Source organism: Asanoa hainanensis (assembly GCF_900188485.1).
In the GTDB taxonomy this organism is placed as follows: domain Bacteria; phylum Actinomycetota; class Actinomycetes; order Mycobacteriales; family Micromonosporaceae; genus Asanoa; species Asanoa hainanensis.
Genome location: NZ_FZPH01000008.1, coordinates 251,010 through 269,518 on the forward strand (window position 1 = coordinate 251,010; position 18,509 = coordinate 269,518).

Sequence of the window (18,509 nt, forward strand, 5' to 3'; positions counted from 1 at the left end):
GTGCGCGTCGACGACCTGCTCCGCCGGATCGACGACGCGGTCGTCCCGCCGCTCGGCCGGCTCCTCGACCGGTTGCGCCGGCCCACCGGCCACACCGGCCTGCTGACCGTCGTCTCACTGGTCTCGGTCACCGCGGTCCTGGCGACCGCCGTGTGGGTCGCGGAGCGGCCGCGCGAGGAGGCGCCGACCGGCGAGGTGGTCCGGGTCGGCGTCCCCGACGGTGTCTCCGTGCCGAGCTACCTGGCGGAGTCCCGGCGCGAGCTCGACGAGCTCTCCGCGAAGGCGTCCGGCAAGGGCGACCCGTACGCCCTGGTGATGTTCTCCGCCTATCTCGCGCCCGACCGGTTGCCCACCGTCCTCGACGGCGCCCCGGTGTCCGAAGTGTTCACCAGGGTGCCGCTGCCCGGCATGCAGACCCAGATCGCGCGGATGCCCGTGCACCGGGTGCCCGACGACGTGGTCGCCGGCATGCTGCTGTTCGCGGAGCGCAAGGAGCGCGAGGCGCACGACTACCAGGACCGCGCCGCCGAGGTCACGGGCACGCCCGACGAGGGCCGACTGCGTGCCGAGTACGAGACGGCGGCCCGGGTGGCGATCGCCGAGGCGACCGCGTACCGCACGCATTGTTCGTGTGTGTACGCCGCTGTCCTGCGCGCGGCGCCGCCCGACCTGAAACGGCTCGCCGATCGACCCGGCGTGCGGGCTGTCGACCCGGCCCCCGAGGTGCGTACTCTGGACCGGGCGGTGTTCCTGCCGCCCCTGCCGGAACCGAACCCGGCGCCGCGCCCGACACCCGTCGGGCCGACCGCCGCACCACCGGAACCAACCGCGCTACCAGCGCCGACGCCGTCGGCCGAACCACCCGGCCCCACACCGGAGCCGCCGAGCACCGCGCCGACCGAGGCGGTGGCCAGCGGTTCACCGGAGCCGGGGTAATCGTGGAGTGGCCCACATCCGGTGACCGGTCCGGCACGTTGGACCAGTCTGACGGTGCGCCATGTGCACAGTGGGGATATGCGTGCTGGTGTGGGCCGCATAGGGTTGCGTCGTAGCCGGATCTGTCGAGCGGGCGTACGCGTCGGGAGGGCGAGGCGTGGAGGGCACCGAAACCGGGTGGGGTCGACCGGCTGAGCCGGCCCCACGGTGGCGGGCACTCCTCGACCGTGCGTTGCTCGGCGGACGCACCGGGGAGAACAGCGAGGTCCGGGAGGCCAGGGTGGCCGCGCCCCGGGCCCCCGTCGACCGCCAGGAGCCGCCGGTCGTGCCGGTCAACGGCTTCCAGGGCCGGGCCGTCGCGCCGGTCTCGTACCCGCCCGAGCGGCGTTATCCGGCGGAGCGGGAGAGCTACCAGCAGCCGGGCTACCAGCCGGGTTACCGCGAGAGCTATGTGCCGCCGCAGGAGACCTACGAGCCTGTTCCGGAGAGCTACGCGCCCGCGCCGGTGCCGCGTCCGCCGGCGCAGGACAGCTACGAGCCGACCGCGTACCAGGCGGGCGGCTACTACGGCGGGTCCGGCACCGACTACTCCTACGGCGCCGGCGCCACCGGATACACCGCCGACCGCTACACCGGCGACCAGTTCGACGGTGGCGACTACGCCGAGAAATACACGGGTGGCGGATACGAGGGCGGCTACGCGCGCACCGAACCACGCCTGGTCGAGCCGCCGCCCCCGGTCAGCCAGCCCGACCCGGGCGGGCTCGAGTGGCGCGCTCCCGCGCCGACCGAGACCGAGGTCGACCGCGCGGTCGGCGTGCTGCGCCGCGAGTTCGGCAGCTCCCGGGTGATCGCGTTCGCCAACCCGAAGGGCGGCGTGCACAAGACCACCGCCACTGTTCTGGCCGCCGCCACCGTCGGCAGCGTGCGCGGGCAGGGCGTGCTGGCCTGGGACGACAACGAGCTGCGCGGCACGCTCGGGCTGCGGGCCGGCAGCGCCCGGCACGCGCGCACGATCCGCCACCTCATCACGAACCTGGCCGAGGTCGAGGCCCAGCACGGCTACGGGCTGACCGAGGCCCTCGACGAGTTCCTGCGGCACGCCTCCGACGGCACGTACGACGTGCTGGCCGGCGAGGAGAGCCCGCGGTTCGCGCAACGGCTCGACCAATACACGGTGCGGCGGGTGCTCGAGCTGCTCCGGCGTACGCACGACGTGATCTGCGTCGACACCGGCAACAACGTCGAGAGCGCCAACTGGCAGACGGTCCTGCAGGCGGCCGACCAGCTGGTGATCACCACGGTGCCCCGGGAAGACGCCGCGTTCACCGCCGACTGGATGCTCGACCTGCTATACGACGTCGGCATGGGCGACCTCGCGACCAACGCGGTGACCCTGCTGTCGTGCCCGACGCCGGGCAAGTCACCGATGCTCGACGACCTGGCCGCACACTTCGCCACGCGTACGCGCGCGGTAGCGGTCGTGCCCTACGACCCGGCGCTGGAGACGGGCTCGTCCATCGAATACCAGCTCCTCCAGCCGGCGACCCGCGACGCCTGGCTCAAGGCGGCCAGCGTGATGCTGGAGCCCTTCGCCCGCTGACCCTGGTGGCGACCGCCCATTACCGTGGGCGCCGGGGGTCGACATGGCCGGTTCGCGCTGGGTCGGGGTCGGGTACCAGGTGGCGGAGGTGCTGCGGCGCGCCTACGCCACGGCGGTCGGGCGCGGCTCGCCGGCCGGCACCCTCGACGTGCTGGCGCAGGCCGTGCGACTGCCCGCGATGCCGGTCCGCTTCTCCGCGGAGCGGCGGCAGGAGCTCGAGCGGGTCGCGATGGGTTCCAACCACCTGCGGCCCTGGTACGGCCCCGGTGAGGTCGACGTGGTCGCCGAGCCGGACAGCGAGGTCGACCCCTTGCTCCGGGAGATCGAATGGCTGGTCCGGCGGACCGCCGGCCGGTTGGGGCGCGTCAGCGTGGCGCAGGTCGAACCGTGGTCCGCGCGGCCACGGTGGACACCGGCGACCCGGGTGCTGCTGGGCAACACGCTGGCCGAGGCCTGGGTCCGGGGCGTCACCTTCGCCGGCCTGAGCCATCTCCTCCTCGCGATGCAGCGGCTGCGGGACTGCGACGGTGCCCGACAGCTAGCCCGCACCGGGGTGCGTCACTCCACGGGGTTGACCCGGCTCGTCGCCCTCGACGAGGAGTCGGCGCCGTATCCGGACGCGTTCATGGTCGACCTGGAGCCCGCGGCGAAACGTCGCGGACCCGTCGCCTGGTTCGCCCGGTTCATGATCGGGCAGAGCCCGATCGACATGCCGCTGGGCGAGGCGAGGGCGGACATCAAGGCCCAGGCGGTGCGGCTGGACCACGGCGTCGCCGGCGCCGGCCACGCCCTGCTGGCCCTGCTCCGGGCGGACGAGTGCCTCGGGGCGAAGCGGGTGCGGCTGCCGCCACGGGTGCGGGCCCGCGGCCGCGGAGCGGACCTGCTGCGCGCGGCAGGCATGAACCCCTACCGTCTCGCGGCCAAGCTGTCGGCCTTGCCGCCACTGCCCGACCCTGACCCGGGGTCGCTCGCCGCCCAACTCAGGTGGCTGCGCCGAGGCGACCCCTTCCTGTCCGACGAACTGGTGCGTGCGGAGGAACGAGCGGGGGAGATCTCGCGGGAGCACGGTCACACCGGCACCGGCACGACGCACTTCCTGCTGGCCCTCCTGGAAGCTCCGTCGACGGGCCCGCTGTTGGCGGCGTGCCGGGTCGACGGTGCCGCCCTGCGGACGCGAACGAAGGCCGAACTCGGCAGGCTCTCCGGCGCCCGGACATGATCAATGCTTTAGCGGGGGTGTGCCGCGGACCTGGCAAATGGTGCGGGGGAGGAGTGATCCCCGGGGGCGACGGACGGGGGCACGGCGGACCCGGGAGATGATCCCGATCGAGAAGCGCAGCGGAGTCCCCGGGAGTGCGGTCGCGCCCACCGCGGACGCGGGAATCGCGGCATTTTGCTCCAGCACGCGACCCGCGACGCTTGGCTCAAGGCCGCTGGAGGCCTTCGCCCGCTGACCGCGGCGGCTGGTGATCACCGTCTACCGTGTGCGGCGGAGGCGGCATGACCAGTGATCGATGGGTCGGTGTCGGCGCCGGGTTGGCGTCGGTGCTGCGGAGCTCGTACGAGACGGCGATCCTGCGCGGTGGCTCGCCGGCCGACACGATCGACCTGCTCGCGCACGCCGTGGTGCCGGCACCGCCGGCCTACGTTCCCGAGCGCCTGATGGCCGGGCTGCGGGAGGCCGCGCCGGGCCGCCACGCCGCGACACTGCGGCGCAGCCGGGGTGAGTTCGACCGGACGGTCGCGGTGGGCCGCCACGACGCCGCGCCGCCCGGCGGTAGCGGCGAGTTCGACCGGACAGTCGCGAGGAGCCGCCGCGGTGCGGCGCGGCGTCGCGGTGGCGGTGAGCTCGACCGGACGGTCGGGGTGGGCCGCACCGTCGGTGCCCCGCGGCGAGGTCGCGGTCGCCGCGAGCTGGACCGGGCGGTCGCCGACGCCGAGGTCGACGCGACCCTCCGTGAAGCCGAGTGGCAGGTCCGCCGGGTCGCCGGCCTGCCGGCGGTGCCGGTGCGCGAGAGCCAGGTCGAACCGTGGTCGCGGCGGCCGCTGTGGACTCCGGCGGCCCGGGCGGTGGTCGCCGGCACGCTGGCCGAGGCCCGAGACCGCGGCGTCGCTTTCGCGGGCCGGAGCCATCTCCTCCTCGCGATGCTGCGCCTGCCGGATTGCGCCGGTGCCCGCTACCTCGCCCCGGACGCGGCCAGCCGGGCGGCCATGATCGCGGCGGTCGCCGGTGACCCACGCGTCGACCGGACGGCGAAGCCCTACCCCGAGCCGGAGGAGATCGGCCTGACCGACGGGCGCGGGTTGCTGGCCCGGCTCGGCCGGGCGATGGCCCGCTTCGTCCGGTTCGACCCGCCGCTCGCGGCGGCGACCCACGACATCAAGGCGCAGGCGGTGCGACTGGACCATGGCGTCGCCGGAGCCGTGCACGCGTTGCTCGCCATGCTGCGGATGGACGCCGCCATCGCCGCGACCGGGATGCGGCTGCCTCCGCCGATGATCGCCCCCAACCAGGGTGCCGCGCTGCTCCGTGCCGCCGGCGTCGACCCGCACGCGCTGGCGGCCGCGCTGGCCGACGCCGCGGCTCCGCCGCATCCGAGCCCGGAGCTCGTCGCCGAACAGGTGAAGAACCTGCGCCGGGGGGACCCCTTCCTGGCCGACGAACTGGACCAGGCCAGGAAGCGGGCCGGTGAGCTCTCGCTGCGTCACCAACACGAGTCAACAGGGACCACCCACTACTTACTGGCCCTACTCGAAGCGAGGTCGGTCGGCCCGGCGCTCGAACGGTGCGGCGTCGACGCGGCGGACCTGTCCGCGCGGACGGAGGCACAGCTCGGCGCGGTGCCGCGCGCCTGGCAGTAAGAGCCGTCCATCCTAGGATGCCCTAACGGGTGTGTGCCGCGGACCTGGCAAACGGAGCGAAGCGGAGTGATCTCCGGCGGGAGCAACGGTCGTGCCCACCGCGGACCCGGGAAACGATCTGGATCGAGAAGCGCAGGGGAGTGATCCCCGGGAGTGCGGTCGTGCCCACCGCGGACCCGGGAAATCCGGCATTTGAATCTTCACCAGAATTTGATCTTCAACTCACCGGGGACGGCTTGATGCCGACTGTCACACCTCCCGACTAGGGTGGTCGCGGCGCTTGAGTGAAGGGGGTCCCAGGTGTCCGACTCGTTCGTTCATCTGCATGTGCACACCGAGTATTCGATGCTCGACGGTGCCGCCCGGCTCAAGGAGCTGTTCGCCGAGGCCAATCGCCTTGGCATGCCCGCGTTGGCGATGACCGACCACGGCAACATGTACGGCGCCTACGACTTCTTCAAGCAGGCCACCGGGGCCGGGATCAAGCCGATCATCGGGGTCGAGTCCTACCTCACGCCCAACACGGCCCGGCGTGACCGGGTGCGGGTGCGGTGGGCCGACGGCGGCGAGAACGACGTCTCCGGTGGTGGCGCCTACACCCACATGACGATGCTCGCCGCCGACGCCGAGGGGTTGCAGAACCTCTTCCGGCTGCAGTCGCGGTCGTCGCTGGAGGGCTACTACTTCAAGCCGCGCGCCGACCGGGAGCTGCTGCACGAGCACGGCAAGGGGATCATCGCGACCACCGGGTGTCCCTCGGGCGAGGTGCAGACCTGGCTGCGGATCGGTGACTTCGAGAAGGCCTGCGCGTCCGCCGCCGAGTTCCAGGACATCTTCGGCAAGGACAACTTCTATCTCGAGCTGATGGACCACGGGCTCGACATCGAGACCCGCGTCCGGCAGGACCTGATCCGCCTGGGCAAGCGCCTCGGGCTCAAGCCGGTGGCCACCAACGACCTGCACTACACCTACGAGAAAGACGCCGACTCGCACGAGGTGCTGCTCTGCGTGCAGTCGGGGTCCACGATGGCCGACCCCAAGCGCTTCAAGTTCGACGCGCGCGACTTCTATCTCAAGTCCGCCGCCGAGATGAAGGCGCTGTGGGACGCCGAGGTGCCCGGGGCCTGCGCCAACACGCTGGAGATCGCCGAGAAGATCGGCGACTACTCGTCGGTGTTCGCGCACCGCAAGCTGATGCCGTCGTTCCCGGTGCCCGACGGCTACACCGAGGAGTCGTGGCTGCGGGCCGAGGTGCACCGCGGGCTGCGCGAGCGGTTCCCGTCCGGTGTGCCGGAGGACCGGCTCAAGCAGGCCGACTACGAGCTCGACGTCATCTGCAAGATGGGCTTCCCGGGCTACTTCCTGGTCACCGCCGACCTCTGCGAATATGCCCGCAAGGAGAAGATCCGCGTCGGCCCCGGTCGTGGCTCGGCGGCGGGCGCGCTGATCGCCTACGCACTGAAGATCACCGAGCTCGACCCGATGGACCACGGCCTGCTGTTCGAGCGGTTCCTCAACCCCGACCGCATCTCGATGCCCGACATCGACATGGACTTCGACGAGCGCCGGCGCGGCGACATGATCCGCTACGCGACCGAGCGCTGGGGCGAGGAGCGGGTCGCCCAGATCGTCACCTACGGCAAGATCAAGGCCAAGGCGGCGATCAAGGACGCGGCCCGGGTACTGGGTTACCCGTTCGCGGTCGGTGACAAGATCACCAAGGCGATGCCGCCGCCGGTGATGGGCAAGGACATCCCGCTCGCGGGCATCTTCGACCCGTCGCACAACCGCTACGCCGAGGCCGCCGAGTTCCGCACCCTCTACGAGACCGACCCCGACACCAAGAAGGTCGTCGACACGGCCAAGGGCATCGAGGGCCTGATCCGCCAGCCCGGCGTGCACGCGGCCGGCGTGATCCTGTCCGGCGAGCCGCTGATGGACGTCCTGCCGATCTGGCGGCGCGACAACGACGGCGCCATCATCACGCAGTGGGACATGGGCGCCTGCGAGTCCATCGGCCTGCTCAAGATGGACTTCCTGGGGTTGCGCAACCTCACGATCATGGACGACTGCCTCGACGGCATCACCGACAACCGCGGTGAGACGGTCGTCCTGGAGCAGTTGCCGCTGGCCGACAAGCCGACCTACGAGCTGCTGGCCCGCGGCGACACGCTCGGCGTCTTCCAGCTCGACGGTGGCCCGATGCGCTCGCTGCTGCGCTCGATGATCCCCGACAACTTCGAAGACATCTCCGCGGTGCTCGCGCTCTACCGGCCCGGCCCGATGGGCGCCAACGCGCACAACGAATACGCCGACCGCAAGAACGGCCGCAAGCCGGTGGTGCCGATCCACCCCGAGCTGGCCGACGCGCTCGAAGACATCCTGGGCGACACCTACGGGCTGATCGTCTACCAGGAGCAGGTCATGGCGATCGCGCAGCAGCTCGCCGGCTACACGCTCGGCGCCGCCGACCTGCTCCGCCGCGCGATGGGCAAGAAGAAGAAGGAGATCCTCGACAAGGAGTACGTGCCCTTCTCTCAGGGCATGCGCGACAACGGCTACTCCGACGCGGCGATCAAGACCCTGTGGGACATCCTGGTCCCGTTCTCCGACTACGCGTTCAACAAGGCCCACACGGCGGGCTACGGGCTGGTCTCCTTCTGGACCGCGTATCTGAAGGCCAACTACCCGGCCGAATACATGGCCGCGCTGCTCACCTCGGTCGGCGACGACAAGGACAAGGCCGCCGTCTACCTCGCCGAGTGCCGCCGCATGGGCATCAAGGTGCTGCCGCCCGACGTCAACGAGTCGGTGGCCCGGTTCGGCGCCGTCGGCACCGACATCCGCTTCGGCATGGCGGCCGTCCGCAACGTCGGCGTCAACGTCGTCGAGGCGATCGTGCGGGCCCGCAAGCAGCACGGCGCCTACACCGACTTCTACGACTTCCTCCGCAAGGTCGACGCGGTGGCCTGCAACAAGCGCACCATTGAGTCCCTGATCAAGGCGGGCGCGTTCGACTCGCTCGGCCACACCCGCAAGGGCCTGCTCGCCATCCACGCCGACGCGATCGACGCCTTCATGGGCGTCAAGAAGAACGAGGCGGTCGGGCAATACGATTTGTTCGGCGCGGCCTTCGGCGAGACCTCGGAAACGTCGATGATCGTGTCGCCGCCCATCCCCGACGGCGAGTGGGACAAGCCCGACAAGCTCTCCTTCGAACGCGAGATGCTCGGCCTGTACGTGTCGGACCACCCGCTGTCCGGCCTCGACCGCGCGCTGTCCTCGGCCGCCGACACCTCGATCGCGGCGCTGGGCGAGGAAGGCGCCATCGCCGACGGCGCCGTGATCACGCTGGCCGGCATCCTGACCGGCGTCCAGCGCCGCATCACCAAACAGGGCCGCCCGTGGGCGTCGGCGTCGATCGAAGACATGACCAGCGGCGTCGAGGTGCTGTTCTTCCCGAACACCTACGAGCTGGTCGGCCAATACATCGCCGAGGACGCGATCGTCGTGGTCAAGGGCCGCGTCGACCGCCGCGACGACCAGGCCCGCATCATGGCGATGGACATGTCCATCCCCGACATCTCGATGGCCGGCGCCGACGGCAACCAGCCGGTCGTGATGAACATCGCCACCAACCGCGTGACACCGCCGCTGGTCGAGCGGTTGCGCGAGATCCTCAACACGCACCCTGGGCCGTCGGAGGTGCACGTCCGCCTGGTCAACGGCTCCAAGGCGACGGTCCTGCGCCTGAGCCCGCTGCGGGTCGCACCCACGACGGCGCTGATGGCCGACCTCAAGGCGTTGCTCGGCCCGTCGGCGGTCGAGATGGCCCGCTGACCGACCTCGACCCCCGCGCGCGTGGCCCGGGCGGCGCCGTCGCCAGCCATCGCTCGCGGTCGGCCGGATGCAGGACCAGGTCCTTCCTCGGCCGTGTCGGGGGTGGCGGGTCGGGAGCAGTCCGTTGCCTGCCGCTGGTTGGCAGCGGACGACTCAGCGCGGCGGTGCGGTCTGTCGATTGACGTACCAGGCGTAGGTTGCCGCGGATGCTGCTGCCAGGGCGATGCCCAGTAGGCCGACTGACGGCAGGTCCGGCGGGTTGAGGGCTCCTTCGACCAGGTGCGGGGGTGGCACGGCGTCCGCGGAGATCCAGTAGGAGCCGCCCGGTTGTTCGCGTGACCAGGCTCGCCAGCCGACCACGGCCGCGTAGGTGACCAGGCCGGCGCTCGTGATCACCCACCAGCCCAGGGCGTGCTGGCTTGTCGGGGTGGGACCGCCGCGGCTGGTCGACCAGGCGACGACCAGTGCCGTCACCAGGGCCGCGGCGGTGAGGGTCAGCAGCACCGCGGACAGGGTTCTGGTCTCGGTGAACAGGCCGTCGAGGTCCGCGACCGTGGCCGCCTGCGGTGCGGCGGCGCTGAGGCGGTGGATCGCCCATTCGCGTCCCGCGATCGCGACGCAGGCCACGCCCGTGGCGATGGTTCCGACGGCCGGCGGCACCCGGGGCGGCTTCACGCACGGCAGCCTAGCCACCGGTCTCGATACGTTCTCGGGCGCGGGGATGGGGCGAGTGGGGTCCGAGTGGCGTACCTCGGCAAGTCTTGATCGTTTGTGGCGGGGTGCGGTAGGCGATGGGCGATTCGCCTGAGAGGATCGGTCGGTGACCGCCGCCAGCCCCGAACCGACCGACGGGTCCGGCGCCACCCCCGCTTCCGGGGACGGCACCTGGACGACGGCGGGCTCCCTCCCCGCCGACCCGCTCGCTTCCCCGTCGCCCGACCCCGCCGGCGGTGGGTCGTCCGTGGCGTTCGGCTCGTTCGCGCAGCTCGACCCGCCGGACGGCGGGCGCACGTCGGGTGCGGGTCCGTGGTCCACACCGCCGGCGGGTTGGGAACCGCCACCGGCTCCCGCCGACTCGTCCGAGCATGGGGCCGCTAGCCTCGCCTACGCGCCGCCCACGCCGCGGATGCCGCTTCGGAAGCGGCTCGGGGCTGCCGGGTTGACCGCTGTCGTCGTCGCCGTGATCGGCGCGCCGCTCGGGTTGGTGTGGGCGCTGGTCGCGCCCGGGGTACCCATCATCAAGACCGAGGACGGCGCCGTGTTCGCGACGCCGAGTCCCGAGGAGTTCATCGCCTCCGACGGCTGGTTCACGATCCTGCTGTTCTCGCTCGGCGTGCTGGCCGCGCTGGTGACCTGGATCTGGTTCAAGCGCTACCGCGGTCCGTGGACGTTGGCCGCGCTTGTCGTCGGCACCATCGGGGCCAGCATCCTGGCCTGGCAGGTGGGCCGGCGGATCGGCAACGGCGACTACCACGACAAGGTCCTCGCCGCACAGCCCGGCGACCTGCTCGTCCGGCCGCCCGACCTGCGCGCGGGCGGGTTCACCAAGCTCTGGGACGTCGTCCCGTTCGTGCACGGGGACCTGCTGATCGCGACCTTCGGCGCGGTGATCATCTACACGCTGCTCGCGGGCTGGTCGCGCACCCCGACGCTGCGGCCCGAGCCCGCACTGCCGCAGCCGGCGGTGCCGACGAACCCGTACTACTCGCTCTCCGGACCGAGCGCACCGGCCGCGTCCGACGAATCGGCGGCACCGGATTGGCCAGGCCAGCCGGCTACCGAGCCGGGCGACCCGGCCACATCAGGCGACCCGAGCCAAGGGGCCCCGAGGCCGGGCGACGCTTCCGCACCCGGTGACCCGGCAGCGCCGGGACGCTAGCGCCCGCGACGATGAACGTTGGCCTCGAGCCGCGTACCACGGAATGGGTGCAGGCGGCCCTGCCGCCCGGACACGAGATCACCGCCGTCACGGCGCTGCGGGGCGGCTGGACCTCCAGGATGTCGCGGCTCGACGTCGAAGGCCCGGACACGTCGTACCCCCTGGTGTTGCGGTCCTTCCTGAAGCCCTTCTACGTCCGGCATGCCCCGGGGCTGCTCGCCCGCGAGGCCGCAATCCTGCGGCTCCTCGCCGGCACCAGCATCCCGGCGCCCCGCCCGCTCGCTGTGGACCCGGCGGGCGAGACCGCCGCGTACCCCTCCCTGCTGATGTCCCTACTGAAGGGCCGCGTCGACCTCACCGTCGACCGGTCCGCGGCCCTCGCCCGCCAACTGGTCGAGATCCACAAGATCGCTCACAAGCCGCGCACCTACCAGGCTTGGACCGACCCGGACCGGGTACGCGTCCCCGACCGGGACACCGCCCTCTGGCGCCACGCCGTCGACCTGATCCGGCGGGAGCCGCCGCCCTGGGAGGGTCGGTTCCTGCACCGCGACTTCCACCCCGGCAACGTGCTTTTCGACAAGAACACGATCACGGGCGTCGTCGACTGGGTGGAGACCTCCTGGGGCCCCGCCGACCTCGACGTCGCCCACTGCGCCACCGCGATCGCCCTGCTGCACGGACCCGAGCAGGGCATGAAGTTCGCCGGCCACTACCAGGAGGCCGGTGGGGTGCTCGGTGACGAGCACCGCTACTGGCGGCTCCTGGACGCCCTCGGCTTCGCCCCGGACGCCGAGAAGGTCGCCGGGCCGTGGCGTGATCTCGGTCGCACCGACCTGACGCCGGACGTGTTGACCAGGCGGCTGACCGAGTACGTCGCGGCCGCGATCGGCTAGTTCGGGCTCCCGGGCACGGCCAGGTCCCGCAGCGGCACCGGCACCGCCCGCACCTGCCGCAGCAACGCCGCCTCGCGGCTCAGCAACCGCAGCTCGGCCCGCAGCCGCCCGGCTGTGTCGGGGGTGGCCAGCAGGCGCTGGCGGTCCTCCAACGTGAGCGCGGCGGTCGCCGCGACCAGGTGGCTGAGCACCGTCGGGTCCTCCGGCAGCTGCTCGGTCAGCTCGCGCTCGTCGGCGCGGATCAGCGTCAGGTACTGCCGGAAGACCGCGAGCACCCGCGGCGCCAGCAGGTCGGCGAGCTCCTCCTGGCCCTCCGGCTCGGGCAGCCACTCGACCTCGGCCATCAGGTACGGCTCGGAGGTCTTGTCGACGGACACCACCCGGAACCGGCGCCGGCCCACGGTGACGATGTCGTAGCGGCCGTCCGGCAGCTCCGTCACCTGGCGCAGCTCGGCCGTGCAGCCGACCTCGTGCAGCGCCACGTCGCCGGGGTCGGCCTGCGCCGCGGGCGGCGGTGGCAGCGGCGTCGTCGGCACCGGGCCGAGCCGCGGCGGCTGGGATTCGGGCGGGTCGGGGGCGGGCGCGGTGGGCAACGTCTCCCACCCCTGCTTGATCGCCACCACGCCGAACTCGCGTGGATCACCATCGGGCCGGCTCAGCAGATGCTTCACGAGGTCGCGGTAGCGCTCCTCGAAGATGTGCAACGGCAGCACCAGGCCGGGAAAAAGCACCGTCCCGAGGGGGAAAACGGGCAGCCGCGACGTCACCGCCCGAGCCTAGCGCCTGACCGGGCACCGGGGACCGAACAGCGCGAACGGCGCCGGAATCCCGATTGCTGGTACGCCTAGACTTTGTGGGGTGTTGAACCGGATCGACTTGCGCGGCGTCGACACCGACCCGCGCGGTTTGCTGCCCCGTGCCCGGCTCGACGTGTCGCAGGCCGTCGAGACCATCCGCCCGCTCGTCGAGGCGGTCCGGGAGCATGGGTTCAGCGCGGTCCGGGAGGCGACCGCGCGGTTCGACGGCGTCGAGCTCGACGAGCTCCGCGTCCCGGTCGAGACGATCAAGGCGGCCGAGCGGAGCCTCGACCCCGACGTCCGGGCCGCCCTGCTCGAGGCGATCAGCCGCGCCCGCCGGGTCCACGAGGACCAGCGCCGGCAGGACACCACCACCCAGGTCGTGCCCGGTGGCACGGTCACCGAGCGCTGGGTCCCGGTCGAGCGAGTCGGCCTGTACGTGCCCGGCGGCCTGGCCATGTACCCCTCGACCGTCGTGATGAACGTGGTGCCGGCCCAGGTCGCCGGCGTCGACGCGCTGGTCGTGGTGAGCCCGCCCCAGAAGGACAACGGCGGCCTGCCGGACCAGCGGGTGCTCGCCGCCTGCGCGCTGCTCGGCGTCGACGAGGTCTACGCGGTCGGCGGGGCGCAGGCGATCGCGGTGCTCGGCCACGGCAGCACCACCAACGCCGCGGGCACCGGCTACTGCCGGCCCGTCGACATCATCACGGGGCCCGGCAACGTCTGGGTGACCGCCGCCAAGCGGATCATGCGCTCGGGCGGCACCGTCGGCATCGACGCCGAGGCCGGCCCCACCGAGATCGCGATCCTGGCCGACGACACCGCCGACCCGGGCCACGTCGCCGCCGACCTGATCAGCCAGGCCGAGCACGACCCGTTGGCGGCCAGTGTGCTGGTCACCCCGTCCACAGCGCTGGCTGACGCGGTCGACGCCGAGCTCCGCACGCGCGTCGAGGCCACGAAGCACTCCGGGCGTGTCGCGACCGCCCTGACCGGTGAGCAGTCCGGCACCGTCCTCGTCGACGACCTCGACCAGGGGCTGCGGGTGGTCGACGCGTACGCCGCCGAGCACCTGGAGATCCAGACCAGAGACGCCCGAACGATCGCGATGCGGGTACGCAACGCCGGCGCGATCTTCGTCGGCCCGTACGCGCCGGTCTCGCTGGGCGACTACTGCGCCGGCTCCAACCACGTGCTGCCCACCGGCGGCTGCGCCCGACACTCCAGCGGCCTGTCGGTGCAGTCGTTCCTGCGGGGTATCCACGTCATCGAGTACGACGAGGCCGCCCTGCGCGACGCGGCCCCGCACGTGGTGACCCTGGCCAACGTGGAAGACCTGCCGGCGCACGGCGAAGCGGTCACGGCGAGGTTCCCGGTATGACGCACCTTGACGACCTCCCGCTGCGGGACGACCTGCGGGGGTTGACCGCCTACGGCGCGCCGCAGCTCGACGTGCCGGTGCGGTTGAACACCAACGAGAACTCGTACCCCGTGCCCGACGACGTGGTCGAGGCGATCGGCAAGGCGCTCCAGGACGAGCTGCGCGACCTCAACCGCTACCCCGACCGCGACGCGGTGGCGCTGCGGGCCGACCTCGCCGCCTACCTCGGCCACGGGCTGACCGTCGCCAACGTGTGGGCGGCCAACGGGTCCAACGAGGTCCAGCAGCAGCTGCTCCAGGCGTTCGGCGGCCCGGGCCGCACGGCGCTCGGCTTCACCCCGGCGTACTCGATGCACCCGCTGCTCGCGGTCGGCACCGGCACCGAATGGGTCGACGGCCACCGCGGCGCCGACTTCACCCTGACCGCGGCCGACGTGGTGGCGCAGGTCGAAGAAACGGGACCGGACCTGGTCTTCCTCTGCTCGCCCAACAACCCGACCGGCACGGCGCTGCCGCCGGACGTGGTGACCGCGGTGCTCGACGTGGCGCCCGGCATGGTGGTGGTCGACGAGGCCTACGCCGAGTTCGCCCGGCCCGGCACCCCCAGCGCGCTCACGGTGCTGCCCGGCCACCCGCGGCTGGTGGTCACCCGCACGATGAGCAAGGCGTTCGGCTTCGCCGGCGGCCGGCTGGGCTACCTGGTCGCCGACCCGGCCGTGGTCGACGCCGTCCAACTGGTCCGCCTGCCCTACCACCTCAGCGCCCTGACCCAGGCCGCCGCCCGCGCCGCCGTGGCCCACCGCGACGGCCTCCTCGCCACCGTCGAGGCGATCAAGGAACAGCGCGACCGGATCGTCGCGACGCTGCGGCAACGCGGGCTGACCGTGGCCGACAGCGACGCCAACTTCGTGCTGTTCGAAGTCGGTGGCGACCAGCGGGCCGCCTGGCAGGCGCTGCTCGACCACGGCGTGCTGGTCCGCGACGTCGGCCTGCCCGGCTGGCTGCGGGTCACCGCCGGCACCCCCGCCGAGACCGATGCCTTCCTCACCGCCATGGAGTCCCTGTGAGCAGCCGCCGCGCCCGCGTGGAGCGCACCACCAACGAGACCAAGGTCAGCGTCGAGATCGACCTCGACGGCACCGGCCGCGCCGAGATCTCCACCGGCGTCGGCTTCTACGACCACATGCTCAACCAGATCGCCCGCCACGGCGGGTTCGACCTGACCGTGCAGACGGTCGGCGACCTGGAGATCGACGCGCACCACACGATGGAGGACACGGCGATCGCGCTGGGCACGGCGTTCGCGGAGGCGTTGGGCGACAAGGCCGGCATCACGCGGTACGGCAGTGCCACCGTCCCGATGGACGAGGTGCTGGTGCGGGCCGCGGTCGACCTGTCCGGCCGGGCCTACGTGGTGCACGACGAGCCGCCGCTGGCGCCGTACATCGGGCCGGTCTATCCGACCAGCATGACCCGGCACATCTTCGAGTCGTTCGGCCTGGCCGCGAAGGTCACGCTGCACGTCGACGTGCTCCGGGCCGCCCGCCCCGGCGGCCACCCCGACGCCCACCACGTGGTCGAGGCCCAGTTCAAGGCGCTGAGCCGGGCACTGCGGGAGGCCGTCGCGATCGACCCGCGCAACGCCGGCGCCGTGCCGTCCACCAAGGGCGCCTTGTGAGCGCGATCCTGCCGATCCTGTTGCTGGCGCTCGCGGGCATCCTGTCGGGCGGCGCCTACTCGATGCACAAGCAGGGCGCCGCGCGCGGCGGGGTCGTCTTCGTCGGGCTGCTCGCCGCGCTCGCGCTGCTCGGCGGCATCCTCTGGCTGGTGCCGTCATGAACGTCGTCGTCCTCGACTACGGGTCCGGCAACCTCCGCTCGGCGCAGCGCGCGCTCGAGCGGGTGGGCGCGCGGGTCACCGTCACGCCCGACCTCGAAGCCGCGGCCGAGGCGGACGGGCTGGTCGTCCCGGGCGTCGGCGCGTACGCCGCGTGCATGGCCGGCATCGACGCGCTGCCCGGCAACGCCGGCCGGGTGATCGCGGAGCGGGTCGCCGCCGACCGCCCGGTGCTCGGCATCTGCGTCGGCATGCAGGTGCTGTTCGAGGCGGGCGAGGAGCACGGCGTGGTGACCAAGGGGCTGGGCCTGCTGCCCGGCGCGGTCACCCGGCTCGGCGCCCGGCGGGTGCCGCACATGGGCTGGAACACGGTCACGCCGCCCGCCGACTCGGTGCTGTTCGCCGGGCTGCCGGCCGACACCCGGTTCTACTTCGTCCACTCGTACGCGGCGCACGACGTCATGGACGGTGCGACGACGTGCACGCACGAGGCCCCGTTCGTCGCCGCGGTCGAGCGGGGCGCGCTGTCGGCGACCCAGTTCCACCCGGAGAAGTCCGGTGACGCGGGCGCCACCCTGCTCGGCAACTGGCTGGCCACCCTTGGCTAAGGAACGCGCCCTGCGCCGGGCGGCCCGCGAGGCCGAGGCCGCCAAGCTGCGCGAGAGACGGGCCCGGGCCGTCGCGCGCCGGCAGCGCCGCCGTGCCCTCGTGGCCCGGCTGACGCCCAAGCGCCGCCGCACCGGCCGCCTGCTCGCCCGCCGCACCCGTGGCCAGCGCGCCGGCATCGTCGTGGTCACGCTGGTCCTGCTGGCCCTCGTCTGGTTCCTGGTCGACGACGTGGCCCTGCGCCTGGTGCTGACCCTGCTCGGCCTGCTCTGCCTGCCCGCCCTGGTCGTCGTCGCCCTGGGCCGCCGCACCTCCTGACGCCGCACCTCCTGACACAGCATTCGAGGAGACCAACCGTGACGCTCACCCTGCTGCCCGCCGTCGACGTCGCCGACGGCCAGGCCGTCCGCCTCGTGCAGGGCGCCGCAGGCACCGAGACCGGCTACGGCGACCCGCTGGAGGCGGCGCTGGCCTGGCAGCACGACGGGGCCGAGTGGGTGCATCTGGTCGACCTCGACGCCGCGTTCGGCCGGGGCTCCAACGCGGCGTTGCTCGCGGACGTGGTCGGTCGCCTCGACGTCAAGGTCGAGCTGTCCGGCGGCATCCGCGACGACGCCTCGCTGCGCGCCGCGCTGGCCACCGGGGCGGCCCGGGTCAACATCGGCACGGCCGCCCTGGAGGACCCGGTGTGGTGCGACCGGGTCGTCGGCGAGTACGGGGACCGCGTGGCGATCGGGCTCGACGTGCGCGGCCGTACCCTGTCGGCGCGTGGCTGGACCCGCGACGGCGGTGACCTGTTCGAGGTCCTGGAACGGCTCGACAAGGCCGGCGCCGCGCGGTACGTCGTCACCGACATCACCAAGGACGGCACGATGCGCGGGCCGAACCTGGACCTCCTGCGCGACGTCTGCGCCCGTACCCCCGCGCCCGTGATCGCCTCTGGCGGCGTTTCGAAGCTCGACGACCTGCGCGCGCTGGCCACCCTCGAAGAGGTCGGTGTCGAGGGTGTGATCGCCGGCAAGGCGCTCTACGCGGGCGCGTTCACCGTGCGCGAGGCCCTGGCGGTGCTGGCGTCGTGAGCGTCGCGGTCCGGGTGATCCCCTGCCTCGACGTCGACGCGGGGCGGGTGGTCAAGGGCGTCAACTTCGTCGACCTGCGCGACGCCGGCGACCCGGTGGAGCTCGCCGCCGCCTACGACGCGGCCGGCGCCGACGAGCTGACGTTCCTCGACGTGACCGCGTCGTCCGACGACCGGGGGACGATGCTCGACGTGGTACGGCGTACCGCCGAGTCGGTGTTCATCCCCCTGACCGTCGGCGGCGGGGTCCGCTCGGTGTCCGACGTGGACATCCTGCTGCGGGCCGGCGCCGACAAGGTGGGGGTCAACACCGCGGCGATCGCCCGCCCTGAGCTGGTGAGCGAGATCGCGCAGCGCTTCGGCAACCAGGTTCTCGTGCTCTCGCTCGACGTGCGCCGCGAGCCCGGTCGTGGGTTCGAGGTGACCACGCACGGCGGGCGCAAGGGCACCGGCCTCGACGCCGTCGAGTGGGCCAGGCGGGTCGCTGACCTCGGTGCGGGGGAGATCCTGCTCAACTCGATGGACGCCGACGGCACGAAGGCCGGCTTCGACCTGGAGCTGATCCGGGCCGTCCGGGCGGCCGTCGACATCCCGGTGATCGCCAGCGGAGGAGCGGGGACGACCGCCCACTTCCCGCCGGCCGTCGAGGCAGGCGCGGACGCGGTGCTCGCGGCCAGCGTGTTCCACTTCGGAGAGCTGCGGATCGCCGACGTGAAGACCGCCCTGCGCGAGGCCGGCAACCCGGTGCGCTGACCCGAAACGGGGTCGCAAGATCAACCCCGCGCCTGGTGGGAT

17 protein-coding genes are annotated in these 18,509 nt (G+C 72.6%); 15 read left to right on the plus strand and 2 right to left on the minus strand.

Annotated elements, in window-relative coordinates:
• The 5 genes from CHC05_RS21255 to dnaE all read left to right on the plus strand — a co-directional run bounded on the left by CHC05_RS21255 (position 1) and on the right by dnaE (position 9,241).
• The gene (locus CHC05_RS21255; protein ID WP_089251508.1) at positions 1-936 is read left to right on the plus strand and encodes a hypothetical protein; all 936 of its coding nucleotides are present in this window, start codon (positions 1-3) and stop codon (positions 934-936) included.
• Positions 937-1,093: 157 nt separating this feature from the next.
• The gene (locus CHC05_RS21260) at positions 1,094-2,539 is read left to right on the plus strand and encodes a MinD/ParA family ATP-binding protein (protein ID WP_089251510.1); all 1,446 of its coding nucleotides are present in this window, start codon (positions 1,094-1,096) and stop codon (positions 2,537-2,539) included.
• Between the two features lie 43 nt (positions 2,540-2,582).
• Positions 2,583-3,758 (plus strand): Clp protease N-terminal domain-containing protein, encoded by a 1,176-nt coding sequence (locus tag CHC05_RS21265; protein WP_089251512.1) that lies wholly within the window; start codon positions 2,583-2,585, stop codon positions 3,756-3,758.
• Positions 3,759-4,039: 281 nt separating this feature from the next.
• Positions 4,040-5,401, plus strand: coding sequence for a Clp protease N-terminal domain-containing protein (locus tag CHC05_RS21270; RefSeq protein ID WP_089251514.1), 1,362 nt, complete (start codon positions 4,040-4,042; stop codon positions 5,399-5,401).
• A 300-nt stretch (positions 5,402-5,701) separates the two neighbouring features.
• Positions 5,702-9,241 carry a DNA polymerase III subunit alpha gene (gene dnaE, locus CHC05_RS21275; RefSeq protein WP_089251516.1) on the plus strand — a complete coding sequence of 1,180 codons (3,540 nt, stop codon included), beginning with the start codon at positions 5,702-5,704 and terminating at the stop codon, positions 9,239-9,241.
• 153 nt (positions 9,242-9,394) lie between these two features.
• On the opposite strand, the gene CHC05_RS21280 is transcribed toward dnaE, so the two are convergent.
• Complete coding sequence (locus CHC05_RS21280) at positions 9,395-9,916, minus strand: hypothetical protein (RefSeq protein WP_089251518.1); 522 nt, start codon at positions 9,914-9,916, stop codon at positions 9,395-9,397.
• A 145-nt stretch (positions 9,917-10,061) separates the two neighbouring features.
• On the opposite strand from CHC05_RS21280, the gene CHC05_RS21285 reads away from it, so the two are divergent.
• Positions 10,062-11,120 carry a DUF2567 domain-containing protein gene (locus CHC05_RS21285; protein ID WP_089251520.1) on the plus strand — a complete coding sequence of 353 codons (1,059 nt, stop codon included), beginning with the start codon at positions 10,062-10,064 and terminating at the stop codon, positions 11,118-11,120.
• Between the two features lie 11 nt (positions 11,121-11,131).
• Positions 11,132-12,016 (plus strand): phosphotransferase family protein, encoded by an 885-nt coding sequence (locus tag CHC05_RS21290; protein WP_089251522.1) that lies wholly within the window; start codon positions 11,132-11,134, stop codon positions 12,014-12,016.
• Here CHC05_RS21290 and CHC05_RS21295 read toward each other — a convergent pair.
• A complete protein-coding gene (locus tag CHC05_RS21295; RefSeq protein WP_089251524.1) occupies positions 12,013-12,783 on the minus strand; it encodes an LON peptidase substrate-binding domain-containing protein in 771 nt (256 codons plus the stop codon). The two genes, CHC05_RS21290 and CHC05_RS21295, sit on opposite strands and share 4 nt — an antisense overlap.
• A gap of 91 nt (positions 12,784-12,874) precedes the next feature.
• Between CHC05_RS21295 and hisD the strand changes: the two genes are divergently transcribed.
• From hisD to hisF, 8 genes are read left to right on the plus strand one after another with little or no spacing between them, the layout of a single operon-like run.
• Positions 12,875-14,194, plus strand: a complete 1,320-nt coding sequence (hisD, locus tag CHC05_RS21300; protein WP_089251526.1) for a histidinol dehydrogenase — start codon at positions 12,875-12,877, stop codon at positions 14,192-14,194.
• The gene (locus CHC05_RS21305) at positions 14,191-15,261 is read left to right on the plus strand and encodes a histidinol-phosphate transaminase (RefSeq protein WP_089251528.1); all 1,071 of its coding nucleotides are present in this window, start codon (positions 14,191-14,193) and stop codon (positions 15,259-15,261) included. The genes hisD and CHC05_RS21305 overlap by 4 nt, the downstream gene beginning before the upstream one ends.
• Positions 15,258-15,872 (plus strand): imidazoleglycerol-phosphate dehydratase HisB, encoded by a 615-nt coding sequence (gene hisB, locus CHC05_RS21310; RefSeq protein WP_089251530.1) that lies wholly within the window; start codon positions 15,258-15,260, stop codon positions 15,870-15,872. The genes CHC05_RS21305 and hisB overlap by 4 nt, the downstream gene beginning before the upstream one ends.
• Positions 15,869-16,033 (plus strand): hypothetical protein, encoded by a 165-nt coding sequence (locus CHC05_RS41590; protein ID WP_179266302.1) that lies wholly within the window; start codon positions 15,869-15,871, stop codon positions 16,031-16,033. Before hisB ends, CHC05_RS41590 begins: the two co-directional genes overlap by 4 nt.
• Entirely contained in the window at positions 16,030-16,638 is a 609-nt protein-coding gene (gene hisH / locus CHC05_RS21315) for an imidazole glycerol phosphate synthase subunit HisH (RefSeq protein ID WP_089251532.1), read from the plus strand. Before CHC05_RS41590 ends, hisH begins: the two co-directional genes overlap by 4 nt.
• The gene (locus CHC05_RS21320; protein ID WP_089251534.1) at positions 16,631-16,954 is read left to right on the plus strand and encodes a hypothetical protein; all 324 of its coding nucleotides are present in this window, start codon (positions 16,631-16,633) and stop codon (positions 16,952-16,954) included. Before hisH ends, CHC05_RS21320 begins: the two co-directional genes overlap by 8 nt.
• Positions 16,955-16,992: 38 nt before the next feature.
• The gene (priA, locus tag CHC05_RS21325; RefSeq protein ID WP_089251536.1) at positions 16,993-17,715 is read left to right on the plus strand and encodes a bifunctional 1-(5-phosphoribosyl)-5-((5-phosphoribosylamino)methylideneamino)imidazole-4-carboxamide isomerase/phosphoribosylanthranilate isomerase PriA; all 723 of its coding nucleotides are present in this window, start codon (positions 16,993-16,995) and stop codon (positions 17,713-17,715) included.
• Positions 17,712-18,467, plus strand: coding sequence for an imidazole glycerol phosphate synthase subunit HisF (gene hisF, locus CHC05_RS21330; protein ID WP_089251538.1), 756 nt, complete (start codon positions 17,712-17,714; stop codon positions 18,465-18,467). The genes priA and hisF overlap by 4 nt, the downstream gene beginning before the upstream one ends.
• Positions 18,468-18,509 lie beyond the last annotated feature (42 nt).